The following is a 22,565-nucleotide window of genomic DNA, read 5'->3' on the forward strand; positions in this document are numbered from 1 at the left end:
CTGGCCCGAGTACAACCGCCTCTACGCCCACCCCTTCACCTGGTCCTGGACTCGCGCCAAGATGCACTCGTGGGTGGACCGGCACCTGTCCTGACTATGTTGAAAAACTTGTCGGACAGTCCACTAGAGGGCGCTGGCGTGCGGGCTGGCGTCGGCGCGAGCCTGGCCGGCCAGGTAGGCATCCTCGGCCCGCATCAGGAGCTCGCGGATGGCGGGAGCGGTGCGCGCCTCCACCAGTGCCTGCCGCAACCGGGCATCCCGCATCAGCGCCGCGATGCGCGCCAGCACGCTCAGGTGCGTGCCCGGTGCGTGCGCCGGCGATGCGAGCATCACGAAGAGCCTCACTGGCCTGCCATCCCGGGCCCCGAAGTCCACCCCCTCGCGGTCCACCCCGACACACGCCGTCATCTTCCGCAGCCGCTCGGAGCGGCAGTGGGGAATGGCCACCCCCTCGCCAATGGCCGTGCTGGAGATGCGCTCCCGCGCCACCAGCTGCTCCTCCAGTTGCCGCTGGGGCGCATGCGTCCTCGCCGCCAGCATGCCGGCCAGCTCGTGCAACACGCCCCCCCTGTCCCGGGCCGTCAGGTCCGGACAGATGCAGTCCTCCGACAGGTAATCGGTGAAACGCATCCCTCACCTCCCTGGAGCGCGCCCCGGTGCGGCTCGCCCGGCTCGGGCTCCCGCCGCGCTACGGCCCCCGGTCGCTCTTCCGAACATGCTCGGAATGGAAGGACGCATCGGCAACCCCCACCGTTCCTCGTGGACGTCCCTCCTCGCTTCCGCTGTCCGCTGCCGTACCCGCGGCCCCGCGGCGAGCAGCGGCCCGAGCGTCCCGTCCGCCCGTTGGAGCCCCTACGATTCAGGTGCTGGATCCCACCCGTAGAAGCGCTGGAGCTCCGCGTAGAGGTCCGGCGTCTTCTCGCGCATCTGCCGGGGCTTCTCGAAGAAGGACTCGGTGGCCACGGCGAAGAACTCGGCCTCGTTGAGGCCTCCATACTCGTCGAGCACCTGACGCTCGGCGGGCTGGCCCTGGCGCAGCTTGAGGAAGTGCTCGCCCATCACCGAGGCCCACGCCCGGTAGTGCGAGTACTGGCGCAAGTGGGGCGTGCCGTCGAAGGCGCCGTCCTCCCGGTCCAGCACGTGGGCGAACTCGTGCGTGGCCGTGGAGTGCCCGTCATTCGGGTCCGCCAGCCCCGCCAGCACCGACTGCCACGAGAGAATGACGGTGCCCCAGTTCTTCGCCTCGCCGAGCACCACCCCGGTGCGGTCCGGAATCCGGAAGGCGTCCGGGTAGACGATGACCTCGCGCAGCCGGTCGTAATAGGCGAAGTCCAGGTGCACCACCAGGCGCACCGCCGTGGCCGACACCACCACGCGCACCTCGTCGGTGACGGAGAAGCCACCGGCCCCGATGAACTCCTTCTCCCAGGCGAAGAGCTTGAGCAGCTCCAGGAAGCGCGGGCGCAACCCGGTGGGCAGCTCGCGGAAGAAGGGGACGCGCCGCTCCAGGTAGCCGAGCCACTCGGAGGGAAACGGGCGGCGCCGCAGCCGGCGGCGCTGGAGGGCACGGAAGAGGCCGGGCATGAGACGGGATGGTCAGGGGGAGGGGGAGCGCGCTCAGCGCACCAGCACGAGCCGGCGCACGGAGGGAGGCGGCCGGGGCTCGGGGTGCTCGAGCACCTCGCCGAGGGCCTCCACCAGCCGGGCGAACTGCTGATGATCCTGGCAGCGCAGCACCTGACGCTCGCCGTCGGCGGTGCGCACGGTGAGCCAGTAGGTGTCCGCCGCCACCACCAGCCGGACGATGGAGGTGAAGACGAGCACCATGGCCACCACCAGCGCGGCCGTCACCCGGAACGAGCCCGGCTGCAGCATCAGCGAGGGCACCACCAGCGCCGCCGCCGCGCCCACCACCAGCGGCAGCTTGAGGCCCGGGGCCTCGTGCCGCGTGCGGAAGCCCCGCAGTTCCTCCACCCGCCACGAGCCGCCCGCGGCCTCCAGGCGCTCGCTGGTGAGCCGGAAGCCCTCGGCCGCCACCAGCACCCGCTCACCCGAGGGGGTGAGGGGCTCCGGTGGAAGCGAGGGAACCAACCTCAGCACGGACCTCGGGTGCCGCCGCGACCCCAGCCAGGACTCACGCTCCATCATCGTGCCTCCCGCGTTCACCACTCATCCCCGAAGCGGCCGCCAGGCGCTCCGGACCGCGCGGACGGGGCAGCCCCCCCACCACGTCGCGCAACAGTTCCTTCAGGGACTCCAGCGGAGTGCCCAGTGCGTAACAGCCCCGCGCGCCCAGGCTCACCGCCAGGTGCCGCAACCGCTCGTCCTCGAAGGGCAGCAGCGCGAAGACAGGCGCCGTGCCCGCCTCATTCCCGGCCACCCCGAGCACCCGCGACATGCTGTCCTCGCGCTGCACCAGCGCGAGCACCACGTCCGGCCGCTCCCCTCCGCCACCGGGGCGCAGGGCGATGCCCATGTCACCCAGCACGTCGCTCAACAGCGAGCGCAGCGACTCGTCCGCCTCCGGCGCGAGGATGACGCAGCATGGCAAGGGGTGACGCATGGCGGCTCCTCCCCCTCTCCCCAGCAAGTCACATGCCTGTAGAGCCTCCCTCGGGAAGAGCCCAACGCACCGCGGCGCAACATGGCACCGTGCAAGAGCCCCCTGGCGGATTGCCATGCCTCCCACCGAGGCCGGAAACCGGCGAGCGCCCTCCGGGCCCGGTCCGCGGCAACTGGTCCGACTGTTGGACCAGTGGGTGACGATCGCCGCCGGAGGCTGCCTCACTGGATGGCCTGCACCTGCGTGGCCGTGGTCAGGCTCCCGCCGGACACCTCCACCGTCACCGCGCCAGGCTGCGAGGACTTGAAATAGAAGGCCGCCTCCGCCTGCCCCTTCGAGAGGTCCACAGTGGTGATGGAAGTGCCGGAGCAGTCCGGCTCCGCGTGGAAGGTGACGCCGGGCGCCGCCGGACCCGAGGCCGTCAGGGAGAACGGCCCCGCCGAGGGCACCAGGTTGCCGCCCTTGTCCTGGCTCTGCACGGTGACCCTGCCGGAGCAGGCGCCGGAAGCGACCTCGTACGCGGACGTGAGGAACACGAGCTTCGACGCCGGATGCGGGGTGTACACGTCGACGGCGAAGGTGCCACCGGGCACCGTGGCCGGATCGTACCCCGCCCCGGAGATGTCATTGGAGGTGATGAGGCTCCCCGTCCCGTAGTAGTCCGCGATGGCGGCCTGATAGGGATTGGACACCGAGCCGTGCTGGAACACGTTCTGGGCGATCCGCGCGCGCGCCGACGCATCCGGTGGATCTCCCGCGTCCTGGGAGAGGTAGATGCCGATGTCGTTGTCGGTGAAGGTATTGCCCTCGATGACGAGCCCCGTCACCAGGGGCGCGCCCGTGCCCCGGCTGACCAGGATGCCCGAGCCGACGGTATCGGCCCGGGTATAGGCATTCCCGGAGACCCGGTTGCCCGTCACCTGAGCCCTGGCCCCGTTGCTCACGTGAATGCCGTTGCGCGCGATGTGGCTCACGGGTCCCCCACCCTCCACCGCGTTGTCCGCGAGCGTCACCTCCACGGCGCCCGTGGCCAGGATGCCCACCTTCTGGAAGGCCGAGACGCGGTTGCGCAGCACGTCCACCCGGAACGGCCCGCGGCTCGCGTCGTCATTGCGCACCTCGATGCCGAAGCCCTCCTGGCAGCCGCTCGTCGTGAGGCCCTTGGTGATGCCACTCACCTCACTGTCCACCACTTCTCCCGAGGCCCCCTCGAGCAGGATGCCCCGGAGCCTCGCGGCCCCCGTCTGGCAATCGTCCTTCAACCCGCTCGCGGTGACGGTCACCCCACGCACGCGCGCCGTGGCTCCCCGATTGCGGATGACGGCCCCGGTGAAGGCGCCTCCCGGAGGATCCACGGCCGTGACGGTGTGGCCCGCGCCATCGAAGCCGTAGCCGTCCGGGACGAACAGCGTGGAGTCCGTGGTGCAGCCGGCCGTCAGCGCGAGGCGCCCCTCCTCGAGCGAGAAGGCACACGGCGCCCGCGTGCAGGCGGGGCCCGTCCAGATGACGGGGAAGGTGTGGGAGGCGCTCAGTCCGGCGTCACTCGTGACCGTCACCGTCACCGAGGGCGTCACATCGGCGGGCAGACAGGACGGGGACGTCCAGAGCGCCTCGTTGCCACTCGAGGCACTCGTCCGGGTGCCCACGGTGCCCGCGCTCGTGGTCCACACATAGGTCAACGTCCCGCGTGGCACCGTGGCGGTGACACCCAGGCTCAACACCTCTCCGGGGCCCACGGAGGCGGAAGACGCGGAGAACTCCTCGATGGAGGGAGCCACCGCGGGCGGGTCATAGGTCACGGGCGGAGCGCCATGCTCGTCGCAACCCGCCGTTCCCAGCGCCAGTCCCACGACGAGCAGTGACAGGTGTCTCACATCCACTCGGCTCATGGGCCGCACGATAGCGGGGAACCCTCGCCGCTCGAATTCTCCGCCCCGGCTCAGCGAGAATGAGTGACCAGCGCTGAACGCCCGATGGAGTCGATGCTAGATGAGGGCCCATGGACACTCCCTCCCGGGGGCGGTGGCTCGCCTTCCCACGCATCCTCTGGCTCTCGCTGCTCGCAGCGCTCGTGCTCACCCTGCCCACGGTGTGGCTCGGCTTCATGAGCGACGACTTCATCCACCTGCTCATCCTCGAGGGCTTTCCCTCTCCGGCGACGCGCTGGGATCTGTTCCGCTTCGCGAACGGTGACCCCGCCAGCACCCGGCCGATGATGGACGCGGGCCCCTACCCCTGGTGGACGCTGCCCGAGCTGAAGCTGACCTTCTGGCGGCCCCTGTCGAGCGCGCTCTCGGTGCTGGACCACACGCTCTTCGGCCGCAACGCCGTGGGCTATCACCTGCACTCGCTGGCCTGGTACCTGGGGGTGGTGGCGCTCTACGGCACCCTGCTGCGGCGCCTGCTGCCCGGGGCCCTCGGAGCGCTCGCGCTGTTCCTCTTCGCCATCAACGGCGCGCACTTCATGGTGGCGGGGTGGATCGCCAACCGCAACGCGCTGGTGGCCGCCGTGCCCGCGCTGTTCGGCCTGTGGATGCACCTGGAGTGGCGCGAGTCCCGCCGGCCCTGGGCCCTGCCCCTGTCGCTGGCCGGGCTCGCCGTGGGCCTCATGGGTGGAGAGAGCGCCCTGGGCCTCTTCGCGTACGTGCTCGCCTACGAGCTGCTCGGGGACAAGGCCGGCCTGAAGGAGCGGCTGCGGGCCATCGCTCCGGCGGCGCTGCTCGGGCTCTTCTACCTGGTGACGTACAAGCTGCACGGCTACGGCGCCTCCGGTTCCGGCTCCTACATGGACCCGGTGGGCGAGCCGGGACGTTTCCTCACCGGAGCGCTGGCGCGAATCCCGGTGCTGCTCGGCGGCGTGCTGCTGCAGGTGCCCGCGGACCTCTGGGTGGCCGGCGAGCAGGTCCGCCCCGCGCTGGTGGGCCTGGGGCTGCTCGGGCTCGGGACCGTGGCGCTGCTGGTGCGCGCCGCGTGGCCCTCGCTCTCCGACGACGAGCGCCGGCACTGCCGCTGGCTCTTCCTCGGCGCGGCGCTCTCGCTGCTGCCCGTGGCCGCCACCTTCCCCTCCAACCGGCTGCTGCTCCTGCCGGGCCTGGGCGGCTCGGTGGCCGTGGCGCTGGTGCTCGTGTTCGCATGGCGCTCGCGGGCGCGCGGCTGGCGTCCCCGGGGCGTCGCGGCCGTGGCCGCCGTGCTCGCGCTCCTGCACCTGGTGCTGGCTCCCCTGCTCTGGCCGTTGATGACCACCGCCTTCTGGCAGGGCTTCACCCAGACGGAGCCGAGCCTCCTCTCGCTGGAGCGCGAGCTGGACTACACGCGGCTCCCCCAGCAGCGGCTCGTTGTCTTCCCGACGCCGGTGCCGATGATCTCCATGTACATCCCCATGATGATGGCCACGCGCGGCATGCCGAAGCCTCGCGCCTGGTGGACGATGTCCATCTCCCCGGAGCCGCACGAGCTCACCCGCTCGGGGCCGGACACCCTCGAGCTCGCGCTCACCCGCAACGAGTTCCTCACCAGCGAGTTCGAGACCGTGTTCCGCGGCACGCGCTACCCGCTGCGCAAGGGCGACCAGGTGAAGCTCCAGGGCATGACGGTGACGGTGCTGGAGGACAACGGCAAGGGACCCACGCGGGTCGGCTTCACCTTCGACACGCCGCTCGAGGATCCCTCCCTCGTGTTCATCCGCTGGAAGGACGGCGCGCTGCGCCCCTTCACCCCGCCGCCCGTGGGCGAGCGCCTCGCGCTCTGACTCGACTTTCGCCATTTTGAGGAGAGCGAGCAAGGGAGCAGCGGAGCAGCAGGGAAGAGACGGCCACCGGACTGGTTGTGAGGTCGACCAAGACTTCTCCCGTCCAGTACACGATGACCGCCCCTGCTCTCAACACACTGCTGACGCTGCTTCTGTCCCTGCGGCCCGTTTTCACTCAACCCTCGTTCCTTCGCTTCCTCACCTTGTTTGCTGGCTGGGTCGGTACCCGGGGCGTGCACGCCGTCACCGAGTCCCTGGTGTCCGCGGGAGTCTCCGGCGTGAGACACCACGCGGCCTTTCACCGCTTCTTCTCACGGGCCCGCTGGAGTATTGACCAGATAGGTCGACTGCTGTTGCTGCGATTGGTCGCGCTCACCCCTGGGCCTGTGCGCCTGGCGCTCGACGACACGCTGTGCACTCACAAGGGGCCCAAGGTGTTCGGCCTGGGTGCGCACCTCGACCCGGTCCGCTCGACACGACGCAGGCGCGTGCTGGCCTTTGGCCATGTCTGGGTGGTGCTCAGCGTGCTGGTGCCTGTGCCTTTCTCCGAGCGGGTGTGGGCTCTCTCCGTCCTCATGCGGCTGTACCGCAGCCAGACTGATTGCCAGAAGAAGGGAGACAAACATTTCAAGAAGACACAGCTGGCGCGTCTGCTGGTGGAGCAGGTGTCGAAGTGGCTCCCCGACAAGACCGTGGAGTTGGTGGCTGACTCCGCCTACGCTTGCCGGGAAGTGCTACGCCACCTGCCACGGGGTGTCGTTTTCGTCGGAGCCATGCGCGCGGATGCCTCGCTGCACCGTCCGCGCATTCGCCAGTGCCGCTCGCCTGTCACAGGCCGACGGCTGACCAAGGACATCCCCCTGCCCAAACCCGAGAAGCTCGCCCGGGACAAGGATAATCCCTGGCTGTCCATGACGCTCCTCCTGTATGGCGAGCAGACGCAGATGCGCTACAAGGAACTGGTAGCACGCTGGCCACGTCCCGCTGGAAAGACACTGCTCAAAATCGTCATCGTCCAGGTGCTACGTGGAGACATGCCTTTGCGTGTCTTCTTCTGCACCGACTCGAGCCGTACCGCTCGTCAGGTGATTGAAAGCTATGCATGCCGGTGGGGAATCGAGGTGCTCTTCCGCGACCTCAAGCAGATGATGGGCTTCTCCTCGTCGCGAGCGCGCTCTCCTCTGGCGGTGCTGCGCACGGCTCCCTGGGTGGGAACGTGCTACACGCTGCTGGTCATCTGGGCCATGGAACTGAAGTGGGACACCGCTGCGATGGGGCTGCCCGTGCGTCCCTGGTACCGCACCAAACACACGGTCAGCTTCGCTGATATTCTTCGCCTGGCCCAGCGCACCCTGGCCTCCGCGGATTGGGTCAACCCACATCTCCTTCTCGCTGCTTTGAATGACCCTACTTCACAGCCTCGGCCGAAAGCCGCATGAGTTGAGCGGTTTCTCCGCCCCAAAATGGCGAAAGTCGAGTCAGAGTTGGTCTCCAGTTTCCGCTCAAAGCGGAGGTCGAAAACGAGATCGAACCCCTTGAAGGCTGCCGTCACCTGTAGTTGGCGTTCGGCACTCGCGCGCTGCTTGTGCCAGTCGGACTCCAGCATCTGCGACGTCCCTTCATGGTCGTACGGAACGCGCCCCTTATAGTTGCTGGACCATGTCTGGATCTGGTCGGCCCGCCGCAGCGCATCTCCGTACTTCGCCACAAATGGCGCGACGAACCGGCTATGACATTCCGAGCAGTAACCGTCGCCATCTGATTCTGAGTCCGCCAGGACAGGCTCACATAGCCACTGCTGGTCCGGCACAGGTGACAAGCAACTTCTACAGCGGACACTCTTGCAACGAAAGCAGTGGCGCCTCCAGCGGAACAAACCAAATTTCCTCTTGCAATCAGGGCAGGTCGAGACGGACAAGAGCGTTCCTCGAAGGCAGGGTACGTTTGGAAACGGGTCTTGCACCTTGCCCGAGCAGGCACTCCCGCGACAACTGTGAAGAGACTTCTTGGCTCACCTGCTGGGCTCGTGGGACGCGCGTCAGGCAGGTGGAGCCGGACCCGTGGAGCCCTCGTGCGTCCAGGTGAGGGCACATGCGGCTCTCAGCCTCTGCTGTATCTCTCCGAACCGAACCGTACCTCCCCTCCTCTGCACACTCTCAGGGCCGCTGCGCTGGCCAGTTGAAGTTGATGACCTGCTGTACGATTCCCGCCCAGAGCGCCTGCGCCTGCTGCATCTGCGCGGGCCTCGGTGGCACATTAGGGGCACTACCCCAGAAACCGGCTCCCGGTTCGTTCTCGCTCTCGTTGTAGACGAGTGCCGAAAGCGGCGGTGAGCCCGGCAGATTCGCGTGCAGGTGGTTGTTAAGCTCGCCTAACGGTTCAGACCAGCCATAGTGCGGATCGATCCGTACGTTCGTTTGCGCGTAGTACTCCTGCGTGAGCCGCGTATACGTCCCGATCTGCCTGCTCGGCAGACCTTGCGCCCAACTGACGAGCAATCTGTACAGCAGGTCCTGGTCAACCATTGTGCGCAGCCCTCGGTCCTTCGCTCGACTCGACCGTCATTTTTCGTCGGATCCTCACGGCCATCTATACCCGGTGAAGCGCACGCGTCCAGGCTCGCCTGCGGGGCCCATGGAGCGCCCCGCGCGTCAGACAGGTGAAACGGTGCCCGTGGAGCCCTCGCGCACGTCGGACAGGTGGAGCCGGGCTCGTGGAACCCTCGCGCGTCGAGGCTTACCTGCTGAGCCCGGTGGAGCCCCCGCGCGTCCAGGCTCGACTGCTGGCCCGGTAGAAGTCTGCGAGGATGGCGGCCCCGCAGCCCTCGGCGTTCAGCGCCACGGCACAAGTAAGGCGACCAACCGTGCCAGTGCATTGATCCTCGGACTGTCCAGTCGCCATGTGCATCGGCCGGATCGCCCAGGAGTACGGACGCGCGGACCGGCTACTGCGGCTTGAAGACGTGCTTGAACCTGGCCAGATTGAGCACGTCTTCCCAGCGAACTCCGTGGTGTCCGATGGTGCGGACGCTGAAGAGCGGTTTGATCGGGCACACGTAGATGATGCAGCGCCCGTCGCCGAAGTCTCGGAACATCATGATCGCGTCGCGGAAGTGCCAATCGACCGAGCCGAACACGTCATCGCCCCGGCCCGGCGTGCTGATCATGGCGCCCTTCGGGTCAGTGTAGGCGGCGAAGTGGCACCGGCCATACGGTGGGAACTCCACAGTACGCTCATCTACGGCGGTGACGCCTTCAATGTTCTTGAGCACGTAGTCCAGCGCCTTCCGGCGGTTGGCGTTCTGCTGTCCGTTGCCGCTGGCGAAAAAATTGCCCATGCATGCCCCCGTAGTTGCGGACGCAGCCTACCGGGTGAGATCGTCAGCGTGCAAAGCGGAAGATGGTGGATGCTGCCTGGGCAGGCGAGTACCCCAAGGAGCCTCCACAGCCTGCCCACCGGCCCGGCGCACAGCCTGGGGGACATCCACCGGATCGTTCCCCCGCTCCGTCCCGCCTCGTCCCGTTCAATTCCCCGCTGGAGGGGCACACTTGGGGGCACATGCGGCCCCCAGCCTTCCAACGGGCGGGGTCAACGACGGCGAGACGCGCGCCCCGAGGGCGCGCCGACACATGGAAGCGGCGGGAGAGCGCGCCCGCGTCGGACACGCGGCACCCCTCGGGACAGCTTACGCGCTCCGTGCAGTCTTGCGCCGTGGCACGTCGAGTTCCGCCAGCCTGTCCGCTCCCTCCTCTGCAACCTTCGCCAATTCGTCCGCCGCTTCCCGCGCACCGAACGAAGACCCGAGCCAGCCCCGCAGAGCGTCCGCCACTTCTGCGGCCGTCTGGAAGCGCTCCGAGCATGAACGCGCCAGCAGCTTGCACAGGGGCACCTTCAACGACTGCGGAAGCTCCTTGGTCAGCGCGTCAAGCTCCTCGGGCGTGTAGGTCGCTGCCCGCCAGATCATGCCCTCCACCTCGTCAGGGCAGCCCGCTTTTTTCGCCCGCCCGATCGCTCGCTCCACGCGGGCACGCTTGCTGCGGGAGAGCGCCGCTTTGACCTTCTCCGGTACACCGTCAGGCGCATAGAGCAGGTTTTCTCCGGTGGCGCTCTCCAGCATCACCAGCCCGAGGGAGAACAGATCCGAGCGGGCATCGGGCGTGAAGCCCATGAGCATCTCAGGCGAGGAGTAATAGGCGTCGCCCTGGGGGCGCCGCACCGTGGACACGACGCGACCGGGCAAGCTGGAGAGCGCAAGACCGAAGTCCGCCAGTTTCACGCCTCCGCGCCAGTCGATGAAGATGGTGGCGGGATTGATCGCACGGTGAACGATACCCAGCGGGCGCCCGCTCGTATCCGTGCGGGTGTGGGCGTGGTGCAGAGCATCCGCGACCTTCGCGCCCACGTAGAGCACGAAAGATGGCGAGAAGTACCCGCCACCCTCCATCGCCAGAGTCAGCAGATCCTCCAAGCGGTTGGCTTCGGGGTGTTCGATGATGACGTACCAAGCCCCCTCCGCCTTGTGCATCCCGAGGACGCGCAGAATACCCGGGTGCTCCAAGGCCATGGAGAGCTTCACCTCTTCCTCCAGCTTCGCGCGGGCCTTGAAGGCGCGCGCGCCAGCCCGCCCGCTCGGCAGTCCAATGGCCTTGAGGAGAACGCGGCCCCCGGGACCATCTGCGGTGCGCTTGCGAGCCAGAAACAGACTCAGCCCGTGATTGGCCTCTCCCAGGTGCTTGCGGAACTCGTAGGACACCCCTCCCTCAGAAAAGAGGATGGCCCCTTTTGGGATGTGAAACTCCGTAGCCTCCATGTGCGGGACTCTCCTTGAACTCGCGGGGCGCAATCGCCGCGCGTGGAAGAGGAAACTACCCAGGAAATGGGCATGGAGTGAACGACGTCGAAGGTCAGAAAAAGAGCGTGCGGGACAGAGGAAAATTTGCCTGCCTACCTGGGAGGTAGCCGCCAAGGAAGACAGCCGCGCGCACGAGTGATCAGCGCTGCGGCTGTGGCGCTCTCTCCACGGGCCGGGCGGCCCGAGCAGAGCAGCCGGGCCTCCGACGCGCGCGCGCTCCAGATCCACGGGCCGGGCTGTCCGAGCAGAGCACCCGGAGTATCCGACGCGCCCCGTGCGACCCTGATCATCGCTGCGGCCTCTGGCGCGCTCCACGGGGCCGGACTGCCCGAGCAGAGCACCGGAAGTGTCCGGCGCGCGCGTGCGGCCTTGGCGCGCTCTCCACCGGGGCCGGGAAGCAGCGGCGCCCATGCGCCGCTGCGGGTGTCGAACGCGGGGCGCTACTCGGGCCGCTCGAGCTTCCAGCGGTAGACGGGACGGGCGCGGCCCTCCATGCCCGTCACTCTCCCGGTGCCGTCCTTCAATTCTTCCACGGGAAGGGTACGGTCCCCACCTGCGAGCAAGCACACGGGCGCCTTATCCCCGTTGGGAAACTCCACCCGGTCATACCTCACGACAACATACCCGGGCTTGCCGCTCCGGGACGGCTCGGGCACGACCCACAGGTGCCCGATAAACCGCGTGCCCACGGGAACAGGCTTCTTTGAGCGCGTCTGTTGTGTCTGGTCGGGAAGTGTCACGCCGACGACGGGGCCGGACCGCAACCAAGAGTCCCCAACTGCCTTGTACCTGTCGTCAAGGAGCACGCTGACCCCGTCGTCGCCCCACTTCCATTTCTCGTCCATCAACTCCCACGCGCCTGCGGGGCACTCGAAGGGCTCGGGCCGCACCTGGGCACCGGGGCACCCGGCGGCAACGGCTGCGACGGTGCCCACAATCGCAAAGGACTTGCACCACGCGAGGAGTTCAGCGGTGTGCGCGCCGCGCTGCGGCTTCTGTGCCCGTGCGGTGGGCGGTTGCTTGGAGGCGTCAGGCTTCTCGGTCGTCACGGTTGATCCTTCCTTCTGTACGGCGGCAGGAACTGCGGACGCTGAGTCCACCGCTTGCCCCGTTGGGGGCGTCGAAGCGTTCGGGGCCGTTCCCGCTCGGGAATCAGGGACGGCAGGCGGCGCGGGCAGCGTGGTGGGGCTCGCACTTGGAGCGGACGCGACAACGGGCGCGCGTGTCTCGGCTGGGGGCGTGTGCTCCTCCCCCTGGAAAGGCCAGAAGGCCAGCGCGGCAGCCAGCACAGCGGCAGCCACCGCGCCCCCTATGGCCAGCCCCTTGCGCCAGCGGAGCACGCGCGAGGCGAGCGCGCCCACGTGGAGAGCCAGCCGAGCAGCCAAGCCGCGCCGCTCCGTCTTGGGAAGCTGGAGCAGGTTCGCGTCTTCCGGGGGGGCTCGCTGCTCCGAGGGAGGGTGAATAGGCGCGGCGTACTCCTGCCCCTTGTGCTCCTCCAGTTCCGCTAGCTCGCGCTCCACGGCTTCGGCGCTCTCTGGCCGGTCTTCGGGCTCGCGCTCTAACAGGTCCATCACCAGATCGCTAAGAGCCTCGGGCACTCGGGGATTCTTCACCCGAGGAGACGCGGGCATCTCCCGCAGACTGTTGAGCACGGGTTTCCCGTCCTCCTCCGTGGGGCGCGGCTCCGTTAGCACCTCGTAGAGCATCACCCCCAGGGCAAAGAGTTCGTCTGCCACCTGGAACGGGTAGCGAGCGCCGGGCTTGTTCTTGTTCTCCCGAGCGAAGCGGAACACCTGTGGGGGCTGATAGCGCGGGGTGCCTGGGGGAATGGGAACGTCCGTCAACTCCTCCGAGTGAGCGTGAATCGCGCACCCAAAGTCGATGATGATCGGCTCCCCGTCGCTCTTGCGGATCAGCACGTTGGACAGCTTCAAGTCTCGGTGAAGCACGCCCCGCGCGTGCAGGTACGCCAGAGCGGCGGCGATCTTCCGAAACACGCGGATGATCTCTTTCGCTGTGGGATGCTTGCGCTCCACCCATTGGGCCAGCGTCCAGCCCTCTACATAGTCCAGGACGACGAAGACGTTTCCCTTCCGCGCGTCGGGATACTTGCCGTAGCCGTGCGGCTTGATGACGTTGGGATGATCCATCGTCAGCAGGATCGCCAATTCACGCAGCGTGCGGGCGTGCGTCCGCTTATCGTCGCAGCTGGCTTCCCGGTGAAGGGCGAATTTCAGAGCGAAAGGCTTGCCGTCCTTCTCCACCAGCAGCACGGCACCAAAGCCCCCACTGCCCAGCGCCCGCACGACCTTCCAGCCGTCAATCATGGTGCCCGCTGGGAGCCCCTTGCTTCTCATGAGCGCGATCACCGCTTGCCCTCCTGCGGGCGCGGCGCGAGTTCCACGTTCCCCACCCGCAGGAAACGGCCGTCCGCCCCGCTCACTTCGAGGGTGAAGAATACCCCCGCCCCTGCGGGCGGATCGTCCGTTTCCACCAGCACATGCCGAGACGTTCCGGGTGGAATCTCCTCCATCGCGGGGGTCACAAGGCGCACGGTTACGGGGGTTCCGTCCTTGCTCTTGAACGTCGCCACGCGCGGCGCCCACGGCTGCCTGGTCGGGTTCATGATCTCCACGTCTACGAGAGCCCAATCACTCCCCCGGAAGGACACACCCCCCTTTGACACGAGGCCGCCCGAGCCATCCGCGTACCGCTCAAACGTCCGCGCCAGGATGCCCCTGTCCGGGAGGAGGCCCGAGCGCCGGAACGCGGTGGGGCTCTGAGCGCCACAACGAGCGCGCAGTTCATCAATCCGCGCCTGACAAGCTGCGCCGGGTTGCTCCGTCTGCCGCGTCACTTCAATCCACGTGTCCACCTCGGAGGGGTGAGGAACGATCCTGAACGCGGCGCGCTCCTGCTCTCCATCCGCGAACGTGACCGACACTTCCGAAGGCTGATCCGCCTGTGGCTCTGTGACAGGTTCGATAAGCAGAGATTTCTTGCCCACGTCCACGACGCGGATGCGGGACTCGTCCACCTTGATGGACTCTTCACGGATCAGCCCGTCAAAGTGGAACGCGATCCCAATGCCCTTTGCGCCGCGTACCTCGGGCAGCGGATCAGCGGGGTTGCCGGAGACAGAGATCGAGCGCTGACGATGGGTGCGATTCGGTGTCGGTTGCGCCCGTGCCACGGCCCCGAGGAGTAGGAGCACGAGGGCCAAGGTAGAGGATTGGAGCAAAGGTGCATGACCTCCTAGGTGGGCACCCTAGCAGTTTCCCGCAGTACTTCGCGCGTGGGCTGCGCTCACCCGTGGGGCGGCCTAGTTCGCCTGGCTCTCTCGCGGACGCGCTACATGGGCCGGACTGCCCAAGTAGAGCGGCCGAGCATCCGACGCGCGCGTGCTCCACGGGAAGTCCTGCTGCGGCCCGTAGCGCGTTCCACAGGGCCGGTCGGCCCGAGCAGAGCACCGGCCGTGTCCGACGCGCGCCGTGCTCCACGGGTAGCCTTGCTGCGACCCTGGCACGCGCACCACGGGCCGGGCAGCCAAAGCAGAGCGGCCGAGCGTCCGACGCGCGCGTGCTCCATGCTGATCACCGCTGCGGCCCTGGCGCGTGCTCCACGATGAGCGCTGCTGCGGCCCTGGCCAACGCCAGGGGGAAGGATTGCTCGAGCAGGGCGGCCCGGAGTGCCCGACGAGGGCCACGTCACGGGAGCCCTGCTGCAGCCCCTGGCGCGTGCTCCACGTGTCGTGCTGCCAGAGCGGGGCGGCCGGGAGTGCCCGATGCGCTCGCGTGCTCCACGGGGGCCGGGGGGCGCCCAAGCAGGGCGGCCAAGCGTCCGACACGCGCGTGCTCCACGGCGCCACTTGGCTTGGGTTGGCCCTCGCGCCGGAACCAAGCTCGCACATGCAGTGGGCACTCCCAGGTGCACCAGACTCGCTCGCACTCCTGCTCCCCCCTCAGGAAACCGATAGAGCCGTTGCAGGCCCTCCCAGTTTCCTACGCAGGAGGAGCGTAGAAGAGGGCTGCACACGGAAACTCCTACTTCGGAGGCAACGTCGCCAGCCAGCGGAAGCGGGGGGGACGGCGCTTGCTTCTAAGCCGAACCCGATTAATATAGGAACCTCATTAAGAAAAGGACCTTCGTTATGAAGACCATCAAGACTGAGGTGGACGTCGAGACCTACAGCGAACTCGTGCGCATGCGCCGAAGTGAGGGGCTGCCGAGCGTCTCAGCGCTGTTCCTGAAGATGTGCGGGGTGCTAACGGACGATACTGAGGCGCGCGAAATCGTGGAGAAGGCACGCAGGAAGATCACAAGGCTGGAAGCAGGAACTCAGTTTAGGCTGCGCGAACTCTTCGGGGACGAGCGGTGGGAGGGGTTCAGCAAGGGTGCCAGACTTCGCGCAGGGCGCCTGTTCCATGAGTACGCGGAGGAGGCGAGCCACGGCATTCTTCTCCTCGGTAAGACGTCTGCTAATCACCGTCGGTACGAAAAGCGCTAATCCGTCTGAGGGCTCCTGAGTGGTGGGGCCCGCCTCGCCACGGAGCAGAGCGGGCATTTACGTTCTTCCCTCTGGGGCGCCCAAAATGGCGAAAGTCGAGTCTGAGCCATGAGGAGCAGCAGCCGCGGAGAGCTGGCTGAAGGCTCCTCACACGAGGTGGACGACCTCGCCACGGAGGTGGCGGACCTTCTGCTCCACCAGCAGGCGGTAGAGCCTCTGGGTGACGATCATCCTCGGGAGGGGGTGGTAGAAATTCCCGCGCATACCGAACTTCTGCCGGGTGAACACCCAGTCCAGCTCCCCGAGGCTGTCACGCGAGACATGGAGGGAGGAGAGCAATTGGTGCCCGAGGACATGGCCGTCGGGACAGCGGCTCGGGTCGGGTTGGGGGTAGAGGTAGCTCTGGCCCGCCTGGGTAGGAGGGACGATGTCGGCCGTGGCCGACGGGAGCACGAGTTGGTGATGCTCCGGGGCCGGCCTGCCTCCCCTGCTCACGATGGGACGCAGCTCGTAGCCGGTGATGCGGTGCTGGCGAAGAACCTCGGCCAGCCGAGAGGTGATGACGTACTCGCCGCCCATGGTGATGGCGAGCTCACGGCGCTTGGGGATACGGCGCAACTCCAGGTGCAGCTCGTTCGCCTGCCTGGACCCGGAGCCACAATGAGGACAGGCGGCGGAGTCGTCATAGAGGGTGCCACACTCCGCGCCCGTGGGCCGGAAGAAGGGCCAGAACCCCACCATGACGTACTCGGCGGCCCGTAGCTCGCGCGGTGTGTAGTGGCGATCTACTACACACATGCTGAAGAGCGTGGAGCCCTGAGCGCGGTACTCCCACTCGATGGCCCGCAGCTGCTCCACCAGCGGATGGTTCACCTCCAGCAGCAGGCGGCGCACATGACCCAGCGGCAGCGTCTCCCCCACACCTGGAGGCACATAGCGTTGGGCATCCTCCTCGGACATCCTGAGCTCGAGAATCTCTCGCATGGTTAGAAGTGAATGCCCGGAAGAGGATGGCGCGAGTAGACCCTCCGCATGATGTCCTGCTGCGCATCACGAGACAGCGGCTCAGCCCGACCATATGCATGTTCTCCGCGGAAGGCGTTGGTGATGAGTTGGTGGTAGGCCGGGTCCAGGTCCACCGTCGGCCCGTCCTCGGGACCATCGAGGTACTTGGGGTGGACATGGTGCTTCTGCTTCGCCCTGCCGTAGAGGTGGGGAAAGAGCTTCTTCGCCGAGGCCATTCCCTCGTCGAAGCGCGAGCGCGCCAGCTTCGGGTCCAGGAGGCCCCGGGCCGTGGGATTCGAGGCAGCGGGCTTCTGCTGGGCCGGAGTCTGGGCTGGGGGAGGGTTCGCCGCGGGGGGAGGCTCGGCCTTGGGTGCCGGAGGCGGTTTGCCGGGAGCAGGGGGCTTGGCGAGGCGCGGGAAGCGTAACCGGGGGCCGAGCGCCACGGCTTCCTGCCCATTGCCCCCCGTGCTCTCGTACGCGAACGAAGCGGCTGAAGGGGCACGGGCCCCCACACAGGCCAGGAGAATCACCCAACCGAAGAGCCACCATTGCCACGAAGGTCGTTCCATGAAGCCGAGGCGGTAGCACTCCTCCCAGCCTCACCACAAGCCGACGCGGAGCCCCTCGGCGCTCCCTCGCGTCGAGGACTCGGTGGGCGTGCCCAGATGCTCACCGGGGTTGTCGATGTCCCCCTCTCCGAGATCGCGCCGCACGCGCATGCCGCAGTGCTCGGGCAGACTGCGCTCAGTCCCGGTACGGGGAGCCGTCCTCGCCGCCGAAGAGCGACTCGGCGTCGTCACCGAAGAGCTCCCGCATCATGGCCTGCTGCTCCTCGAGGTACCGCGGCGAGTGGGTGTCCACCTGGAAGAGGAAGACGGACTCCTTGCCGCAGTCGTCACAGGCCACCTCCAGCCGGTCGAGCTTCAGGTGCGCGGGGAGGCCCGGGCTGGAGCTCACGGACTGCTGGACCAGGGACCACGCGCCGCCACACTCACACGCGTGGTCCTGGAGCCACGCGTACTCCTCCGACACCGCCGCCACGGGGATGTGGCCCGGCCCTCCCCGGGGCGAGGCCCCCCCGGTCCCCTTCAGCGAGAAAAAGCCCATGGACGGCTCCACCTTCCTGGACTGCGAGAGAGGACCCGAGGCTACCCGAAGGGGCCGACACCGGACATGCCGGCCCCCGTCCCGGTGTCTACCGGCAGATGCCCCACAACATCTGGAGGCCGCCGCGGGTGAGGACTGCCATGTCCACGACGTTGTCGCCGTCGAAGTCCGACGCGCTCAGCCCCTGGAGCCCCACGTCCTGGGGCCACGCGGTGAGCGCCACGTGCGACGTGAAGGTGCCTCCCGACTGGCCCAGCAAGAGGCCCACCTGGTTGCCCGTGGCGCTCGTCACCAGGATGTCCGGCAGGAAGTCCCGGTTCACGTCCGCCAGCACCACCCGCGACGGCGCCTTCACCGTGGGGTAGGCCACCGGCTCGTAGAAGCGGCCGTTGTTCTGGCCGTACATCACGAGCAGCTGGTTGCGGCTCGCGTCGGCGACGATCAGGTCCATCGCGTCGCCGAGATCGAGCTTCGCCGCCACCAGGCCCCGCGGCGAGCCGCCCGTGGACGTGAGGAGCTGGGGCTGGAAGGTGCCATCGCCCTTGCCCAGGTACACGCCCACGGCCTGGCACGGGGTGGCCGACGACGTGCCGCACGCGGACTCGTGGGTGACGGCGAGGTCCTTCTTGCCATCCCCGTTGAAGTCCGCGGCCACCAGCGCGTAGGCCCCCGAGGACGCGTCCTGGTCGGCCGGCGTCTGCGGCGTGCCGTCGCTCTTCAGCGGCAGCACGGACAGCTTCGAATCACCCCCGCGCAGCACGGCGGCGCTCCACACGTTTCCGCCGAGCTCGTCCACCACCAGGTCGTTGAGATCCAGGCCGAGGCTCCCGGTGGTGAGGGGCGCCTGGAAGTCACCGGTGCCCTTGCCCCGGTACACGCTGAGCGAGGCATCGCCGCTGTTGTTGGCCACGAGCAGGTCCAACGAGCCATCCGCGTTGACGTCCGCGAGCGCCAGGGCCGTGGGCTCCCGGCCGCTCGACCACAGGCTGGGCGTCTGGAAGAGGCCATTGCGGCGGTTGAGCAGCACGGCCACCGACTTGCCGTCGTTGTTCGCCGTGACGAGGTCATCGTCCCCGTCCTTGTCCACATCCCCGAGTGCGACGGCCTTGGGGTCTCCCGCGAAGGAGTACGGCACCGGGGCCAGGAAGCCGCAGTTGCCCGCGCAGATGACGCCGCCATCCGGACAGGCGCCCGGGCACGCGGCGCCACTGGCGCACGCGGGCTTCGCCGCGAAGGTGCCGCCATCGCTGCGCACCACCAGCACGCCGCCATCCGTGCCTCCATCCTCGTTGTTTCCACCGGCACCGCCGGGAGGAAGGCCTCCCCCTCCACCTCCAGGCAGCGGGCGCTCCGGCTCACAGCCGGGCGAGAACACGAGCACCGCGCTCAGCGCGCAGACGAAGAAGGCGAAGAAGGAAGGACGTGGCGTGGACACGAGGCGTGAACCTCCGGAAAAAGAGAGGTCCGCAGTGTAGACACCTCGCCCGCGCTACGCGCTGTTTCCGCTCCGCTCGCGCTCGCGGCGGTGGATGGTGGAGACGTCGATGCCGAGGATTTCCGCTGCCTTCGTCTTGTTGCCACCGCACTGCGCGACGACATAGGCGATGTACTCGCCCTCGAGCTGACGCAGTGGGATGAGGCGGCCCTGGGCGCGTGACAGGGGATGGGAGTCCACCGTCACACCGGGCGCATGGAGCTGGAGCGTGGGCAGGTCCACCGTCTCCCGCACCGTCACCACGGCGAGGCGCTCGACGAGGTTCTCCAGCTCGCGCACGTTGCCGGGCCACGGCGCGGCGGCGAGCGCGGCGAGGGCCTCGGGGGAGAAGCCGGCCAGGCGCGCGCGGGGGTTGCGCCTGCGGGACACGGAGACGAAGTGCTCCACCAGCAGGGGAATGTCCTCGCGCCGCTCGCGCAGGGGCGGCACGTGCAGCGGCACCACGTTGAGGCGGTAGAAGAGGTCCTGCCGGAAGCGGCCCTCGCGCACGCGCGTCTCCAGCTCCTGGTGCGTGGCGGCCACCACGCGCACGTCCACCTTGCGCGAGGCGTCCGCGCCCACCGCGCGCACCTCGCCGTCCTCCAGCACGCGCAGCAGCTTGGCCTGGAGCTCGGGCGCCATGTCGCCAATCTCGTCCAGGAAGAGCGTGCCCCCGTCCGCCTCCAGGAAGAGGCCCCGGCGCGGCGTGGTGGCGCCGGTGAAGCTGCCCTTCACGTGGCCGAACAGCTCGCTCTCCAGCAGCGCGTTGGGGATGGCCGTGCAGTTGACGGCCACGAAGGGGCCGTCCTTGCGCGGGCCCTCGAAGTGCAGCGCGCGGGCCACCAGCTCCTTGCCGGTGCCGCTCTCGCCGCGCACCAGCACCGGCGCGTGGGAGTGCGCCACGCGCTCGATGAGCTCGTACAGCGAGCGCATGGGCGCGCTGCGGCCCACCAGCGCCCCGTAGGCCGAGCGGTCCCCCACCGCCTGACGCAACGCCCGGTTCTCCTCGCGCAGCCGCCGCTCGGCGATGGCGCGCTGCACGTACAGCAGCACCTCGTCCAGGCGGAAGGGCTTGGTGAAGTAGTGCGTGGCGCCGCGCCGCATGGCCTCCACCGCGTTCTCCACCCCGCCGAAGGCCGTCATGATGAGCACCGGCAGCGTGGGGTCCACCTTGCGCACCCCGGCCAGCACGTCGAAGCCGTCCACCGTCTCCATGCGCAGGTCGCACACCACCGCGTCCAGCACGCGCCCGTTCACCACCGCGAGCGCCTCCTGCCCGCTGGTGGCCACGTCCACCGTATAGCCCGCGTCCGTGAGGTGGTCGGCCAGCAGCCGCGCCATCTCCACGTGGTCATCCACCACCAGCACTCGTCCCTCAGACGGCATGTCGCTCCTCGCTCGGCGGGGGCGTGGCCGGCCACCACAGCGTCACGCACGTGCCCTGCCCGGGCTCGCTCTCCAGTTCGATGCGGCCCCCGTGGTTGCGGACGATCTGCGCCACCACCGTCAGCCCCAGGCCCGTGCCCTGGCCGCGCTTCTTCGTGGTGAAGAAGGGGTCGAAGACGCGGTTGAGGCTCTCCGGTGGAATGCCGCACCCGTCGTCGCGCACCGTCATCCGCACCCCGCTCCACGCCCCCGGCTCGCCCGGCGCCTCCGCGTGCGCGGTGATGCGCACCGCCCCCCCGGGCTCGCACGCGTCGCACGCGTTGAGCGCCAGGTTGAGCACCACCTGCTGCAGCTGGTCCGGGTCCGCCGACAGCGAGGGCAACCCCTCGGGCACCTCCACCTCCAGCTTCACCTTGCGCCGCTCGGCCTCGCCGTGGAGCAGCTCCTGCGCGCCCCGCAGCAGCGGCTCCAGCGCCACGCCCTTCACCGGCGCCGGCTGCACCCGCGAGAAGTCCAGCAGCTGGCGGATGGTGCGGCTCACCCGGTCTATCTGGTCGATGATGACCTGCATGCCCGCGGCCTGCGGGTGCTGCGCGCCCAGCTTGCCCAGCACGTACTCGGCCCGGCCGCGCACCACGCCCAGCGGGGTGCCAATCTCGTGCGCGATGCCCGCGGCGAGGATGCCCACCGTGGCCAGCTTCTCCGCGCGCAGCAGCTGGGACTCGAGCGCGTGCACGTTGCTCAGGTCCTCCACCACGAGCAGCACGCGCACCTCGGCGTCCGGGCGCGCCAGGGGCACGGCGTGGATGCGGTACTGGCCCTCCTCGCCGAAGAGGGGCAGCGGCTCGCCATGCAGGCTGAGGACGCGCTCGGCGGAGCAGGCCGCCTCCACCAGCGAGGCGAGCCGGTCCACCACGGCGGCGGGCGCATGGGGGAAGGCCTCGGGGAGCGTGGCGCCCACGGCGGTGGAGGGCAGCCGCTCGCGCAGGGCCTGGTTGACGGCGGTGATGCGGCCGGCCGCGGAGAGCGCGAGGACGCCGGTGGGGATGTTGTCGAGGATCTTCTGCGTCTTCTCGTGCAGGTGGGCCAGCTGGTCCGCGTGGCGGCGGCTCTCCTGGAGCGCGACGGCGCGGCGCGAGGCGACGATGACGTAGGCGCCGAAGACGGAGAGGAAGAAGGTGACGAGGATGGCGCCGAGCGCCACGCGGAGGATGACGCCGCGCTCGTGGGCGCGCAGCTCGCGGGTGGAGGAGAAGGTGGCCACGGACCAGTGGGCGCCGCCGCGCATGCGGATGTCCGTATAGGCGGCGATGACATCCGCCGAGCCCAGGCCCAGCAGCGCGGCCTCGTTGTCGGGGATGCGCACGGTGCCGCGCTCGCCCGCGCGCATGTGGGCCACCAGCTCCACGTAGGCGGGAGTGCTGTGCCCCTCGGCCTCCAGCCGCTTGTGCCAGTCGATGAGGGAAGGGGCGCTCGCCGGAGTGGGCACGCCGTACGCGCCGAGCAGCAGCAGCTTCGCCTCCGGCTGCGTGGCGATGAGCTTCAGGGGCGCGAAGGAGGGCTCGGTGTCCACCAGCACGGCGACCGAGCCTCCGGGCCCATCCTCGGAGGGGGCATAGGCGGTGGCGAAGACGCGGAACCAGCCGCCGGGCGCGGCGGCCACGGGCGGAGAGGTGAGGATGTCTCCGGGCGGCCGGGCGAGCGCCTCGCGGGCCGTCTCGGTGAGCACGGTGCCCACGGCGCCGCGGGTGACGGCGGGGCCGGCGCGCCGGTCCATGATGGCGAAGCGCTGGTCCCCCTGCGAGTCCAGGACGACGATGGCCTTGTACTGGCCCACCACCTCGAGCAGGGCGAGCAGCTCGCGCCGGTGCTCGGCGATGGAGCCGGGGCGGGAGAGGAGCTCACCGGCGAAGCGGAGGTCAT

The 22,565-nt window shown here is 68.7% G+C and carries 19 protein-coding genes; 3 read left to right on the forward strand and 16 right to left on the reverse strand.

The window, feature by feature from the left end; genetic code table 11:
• Window positions 1–123: 123 nt before the first annotated feature.
• The 5 genes from AC16DP_RS03260 to AC16DP_RS03280 all read right to left on the reverse strand — a co-directional run bounded on the left by AC16DP_RS03260 (window position 124) and on the right by AC16DP_RS03280 (window position 4,452).
• Window positions 124–630 carry a PTS sugar transporter subunit IIA gene (locus AC16DP_RS03260; RefSeq protein ID WP_329734169.1) on the reverse strand — a complete coding sequence of 169 codons (507 nt, stop codon included), beginning with the start codon at window positions 628–630 and terminating at the stop codon, window positions 124–126.
• Window positions 631–852: 222 nt separating this feature from the next.
• Window positions 853–1,584, reverse strand: a complete 732-nt coding sequence (locus AC16DP_RS03265; RefSeq protein WP_329734170.1) for a M90 family metallopeptidase — start codon at window positions 1,582–1,584, stop codon at window positions 853–855.
• Between the two features lie 33 nt (window positions 1,585–1,617).
• Complete coding sequence (locus AC16DP_RS03270; protein ID WP_329734171.1) at window positions 1,618–2,148, reverse strand: DUF6232 family protein; 531 nt, start codon at window positions 2,146–2,148, stop codon at window positions 1,618–1,620.
• A complete protein-coding gene (locus tag AC16DP_RS03275; protein WP_329734172.1) occupies window positions 2,135–2,563 on the reverse strand; it encodes a hypothetical protein in 429 nt (142 codons plus the stop codon). Before AC16DP_RS03275 ends, AC16DP_RS03270 begins: the two co-directional genes overlap by 14 nt.
• A 221-nt stretch (window positions 2,564–2,784) precedes the next feature.
• Window positions 2,785–4,452: a right-handed parallel beta-helix repeat-containing protein gene (locus AC16DP_RS03280; RefSeq protein WP_329734173.1), complete on the reverse strand. Its 1,668-nt coding sequence runs from the start codon at window positions 4,450–4,452 to the stop codon at window positions 2,785–2,787.
• A gap of 110 nt (window positions 4,453–4,562) precedes the next feature.
• Between AC16DP_RS03280 and AC16DP_RS03285 the strand changes: the two genes are divergently transcribed.
• The gene (locus tag AC16DP_RS03285; RefSeq protein ID WP_329734174.1) at window positions 4,563–6,311 is read left to right on the forward strand and encodes a glycosyltransferase family protein; all 1,749 of its coding nucleotides are present in this window, start codon (window positions 4,563–4,565) and stop codon (window positions 6,309–6,311) included.
• Between the two features lie 113 nt (window positions 6,312–6,424).
• A complete protein-coding gene (locus AC16DP_RS03290) occupies window positions 6,425–7,750 on the forward strand; it encodes an IS701 family transposase (RefSeq protein WP_329734175.1) in 1,326 nt (441 codons plus the stop codon).
• Window positions 7,751–8,467: 717 nt separating this feature from the next.
• Here AC16DP_RS03290 and AC16DP_RS03295 read toward each other — a convergent pair.
• The 5 genes from AC16DP_RS03295 to AC16DP_RS03315 all read right to left on the reverse strand — a co-directional run bounded on the left by AC16DP_RS03295 (window position 8,468) and on the right by AC16DP_RS03315 (window position 14,377).
• Window positions 8,468–8,836: a hypothetical protein gene (locus tag AC16DP_RS03295; protein ID WP_329734176.1), complete on the reverse strand. Its 369-nt coding sequence runs from the start codon at window positions 8,834–8,836 to the stop codon at window positions 8,468–8,470.
• Window positions 8,837–9,255: 419 nt separating this feature from the next.
• Window positions 9,256–9,648, reverse strand: a complete 393-nt coding sequence (locus tag AC16DP_RS03300; RefSeq protein ID WP_329734177.1) for a hypothetical protein — start codon at window positions 9,646–9,648, stop codon at window positions 9,256–9,258.
• A 348-nt stretch (window positions 9,649–9,996) separates the two neighbouring features.
• Window positions 9,997–11,064, reverse strand: a complete 1,068-nt coding sequence (locus AC16DP_RS03305) for a serine/threonine protein kinase (protein ID WP_329734178.1) — start codon at window positions 11,062–11,064, stop codon at window positions 9,997–9,999.
• Between the two features lie 539 nt (window positions 11,065–11,603).
• Window positions 11,604–13,532 carry a serine/threonine protein kinase gene (locus AC16DP_RS03310; protein ID WP_329734179.1) on the reverse strand — a complete coding sequence of 643 codons (1,929 nt, stop codon included), beginning with the start codon at window positions 13,530–13,532 and terminating at the stop codon, window positions 11,604–11,606.
• Window positions 13,529–14,377, reverse strand: a complete 849-nt coding sequence (locus AC16DP_RS03315; protein WP_329734187.1) for a DUF2381 family protein — start codon at window positions 14,375–14,377, stop codon at window positions 13,529–13,531. The genes AC16DP_RS03310 and AC16DP_RS03315 overlap by 4 nt, the downstream gene beginning before the upstream one ends.
• 936 nt (window positions 14,378–15,313) lie before the next feature.
• Here AC16DP_RS03315 and AC16DP_RS03320 point away from each other — a divergent pair.
• Window positions 15,314–15,670: a DUF1413 domain-containing protein gene (locus tag AC16DP_RS03320; RefSeq protein WP_329734180.1), complete on the forward strand. Its 357-nt coding sequence runs from the start codon at window positions 15,314–15,316 to the stop codon at window positions 15,668–15,670.
• Between the two features lie 147 nt (window positions 15,671–15,817).
• Here AC16DP_RS03320 and AC16DP_RS03325 read toward each other — a convergent pair whose 3' ends face one another.
• The 6 genes from AC16DP_RS03325 to AC16DP_RS03350 all read right to left on the reverse strand — a co-directional run.
• Window positions 15,818–16,630 carry a hypothetical protein gene (locus tag AC16DP_RS03325; RefSeq protein ID WP_329734181.1) on the reverse strand — a complete coding sequence of 271 codons (813 nt, stop codon included), beginning with the start codon at window positions 16,628–16,630 and terminating at the stop codon, window positions 15,818–15,820.
• A gap of 26 nt (window positions 16,631–16,656) precedes the next feature.
• Complete coding sequence (locus AC16DP_RS03330) at window positions 16,657–17,118, reverse strand: hypothetical protein (RefSeq protein ID WP_329734182.1); 462 nt, start codon at window positions 17,116–17,118, stop codon at window positions 16,657–16,659.
• A gap of 301 nt (window positions 17,119–17,419) precedes the next feature.
• A complete protein-coding gene (locus AC16DP_RS03335) occupies window positions 17,420–17,782 on the reverse strand; it encodes a hypothetical protein (RefSeq protein ID WP_329734183.1) in 363 nt (120 codons plus the stop codon).
• An 88-nt stretch (window positions 17,783–17,870) separates the two neighbouring features.
• The gene (locus AC16DP_RS03340; RefSeq protein ID WP_329734184.1) at window positions 17,871–19,217 is read right to left on the reverse strand and encodes a VCBS repeat-containing protein; all 1,347 of its coding nucleotides are present in this window, start codon (window positions 19,215–19,217) and stop codon (window positions 17,871–17,873) included.
• 54 nt (window positions 19,218–19,271) lie between these two features.
• Complete coding sequence (locus AC16DP_RS03345; protein ID WP_329734185.1) at window positions 19,272–20,642, reverse strand: sigma-54-dependent transcriptional regulator; 1,371 nt, start codon at window positions 20,640–20,642, stop codon at window positions 19,272–19,274.
• The coding region (locus AC16DP_RS03350; RefSeq protein WP_483956622.1) for a two-component system sensor histidine kinase NtrB at window positions 20,632–22,565 on the reverse strand (1,934 nt) is incomplete at its 5' end. The genes AC16DP_RS03345 and AC16DP_RS03350, both read right to left, overlap by 11 nt.

It is taken from the genome of Archangium sp. (assembly GCF_057119385.1).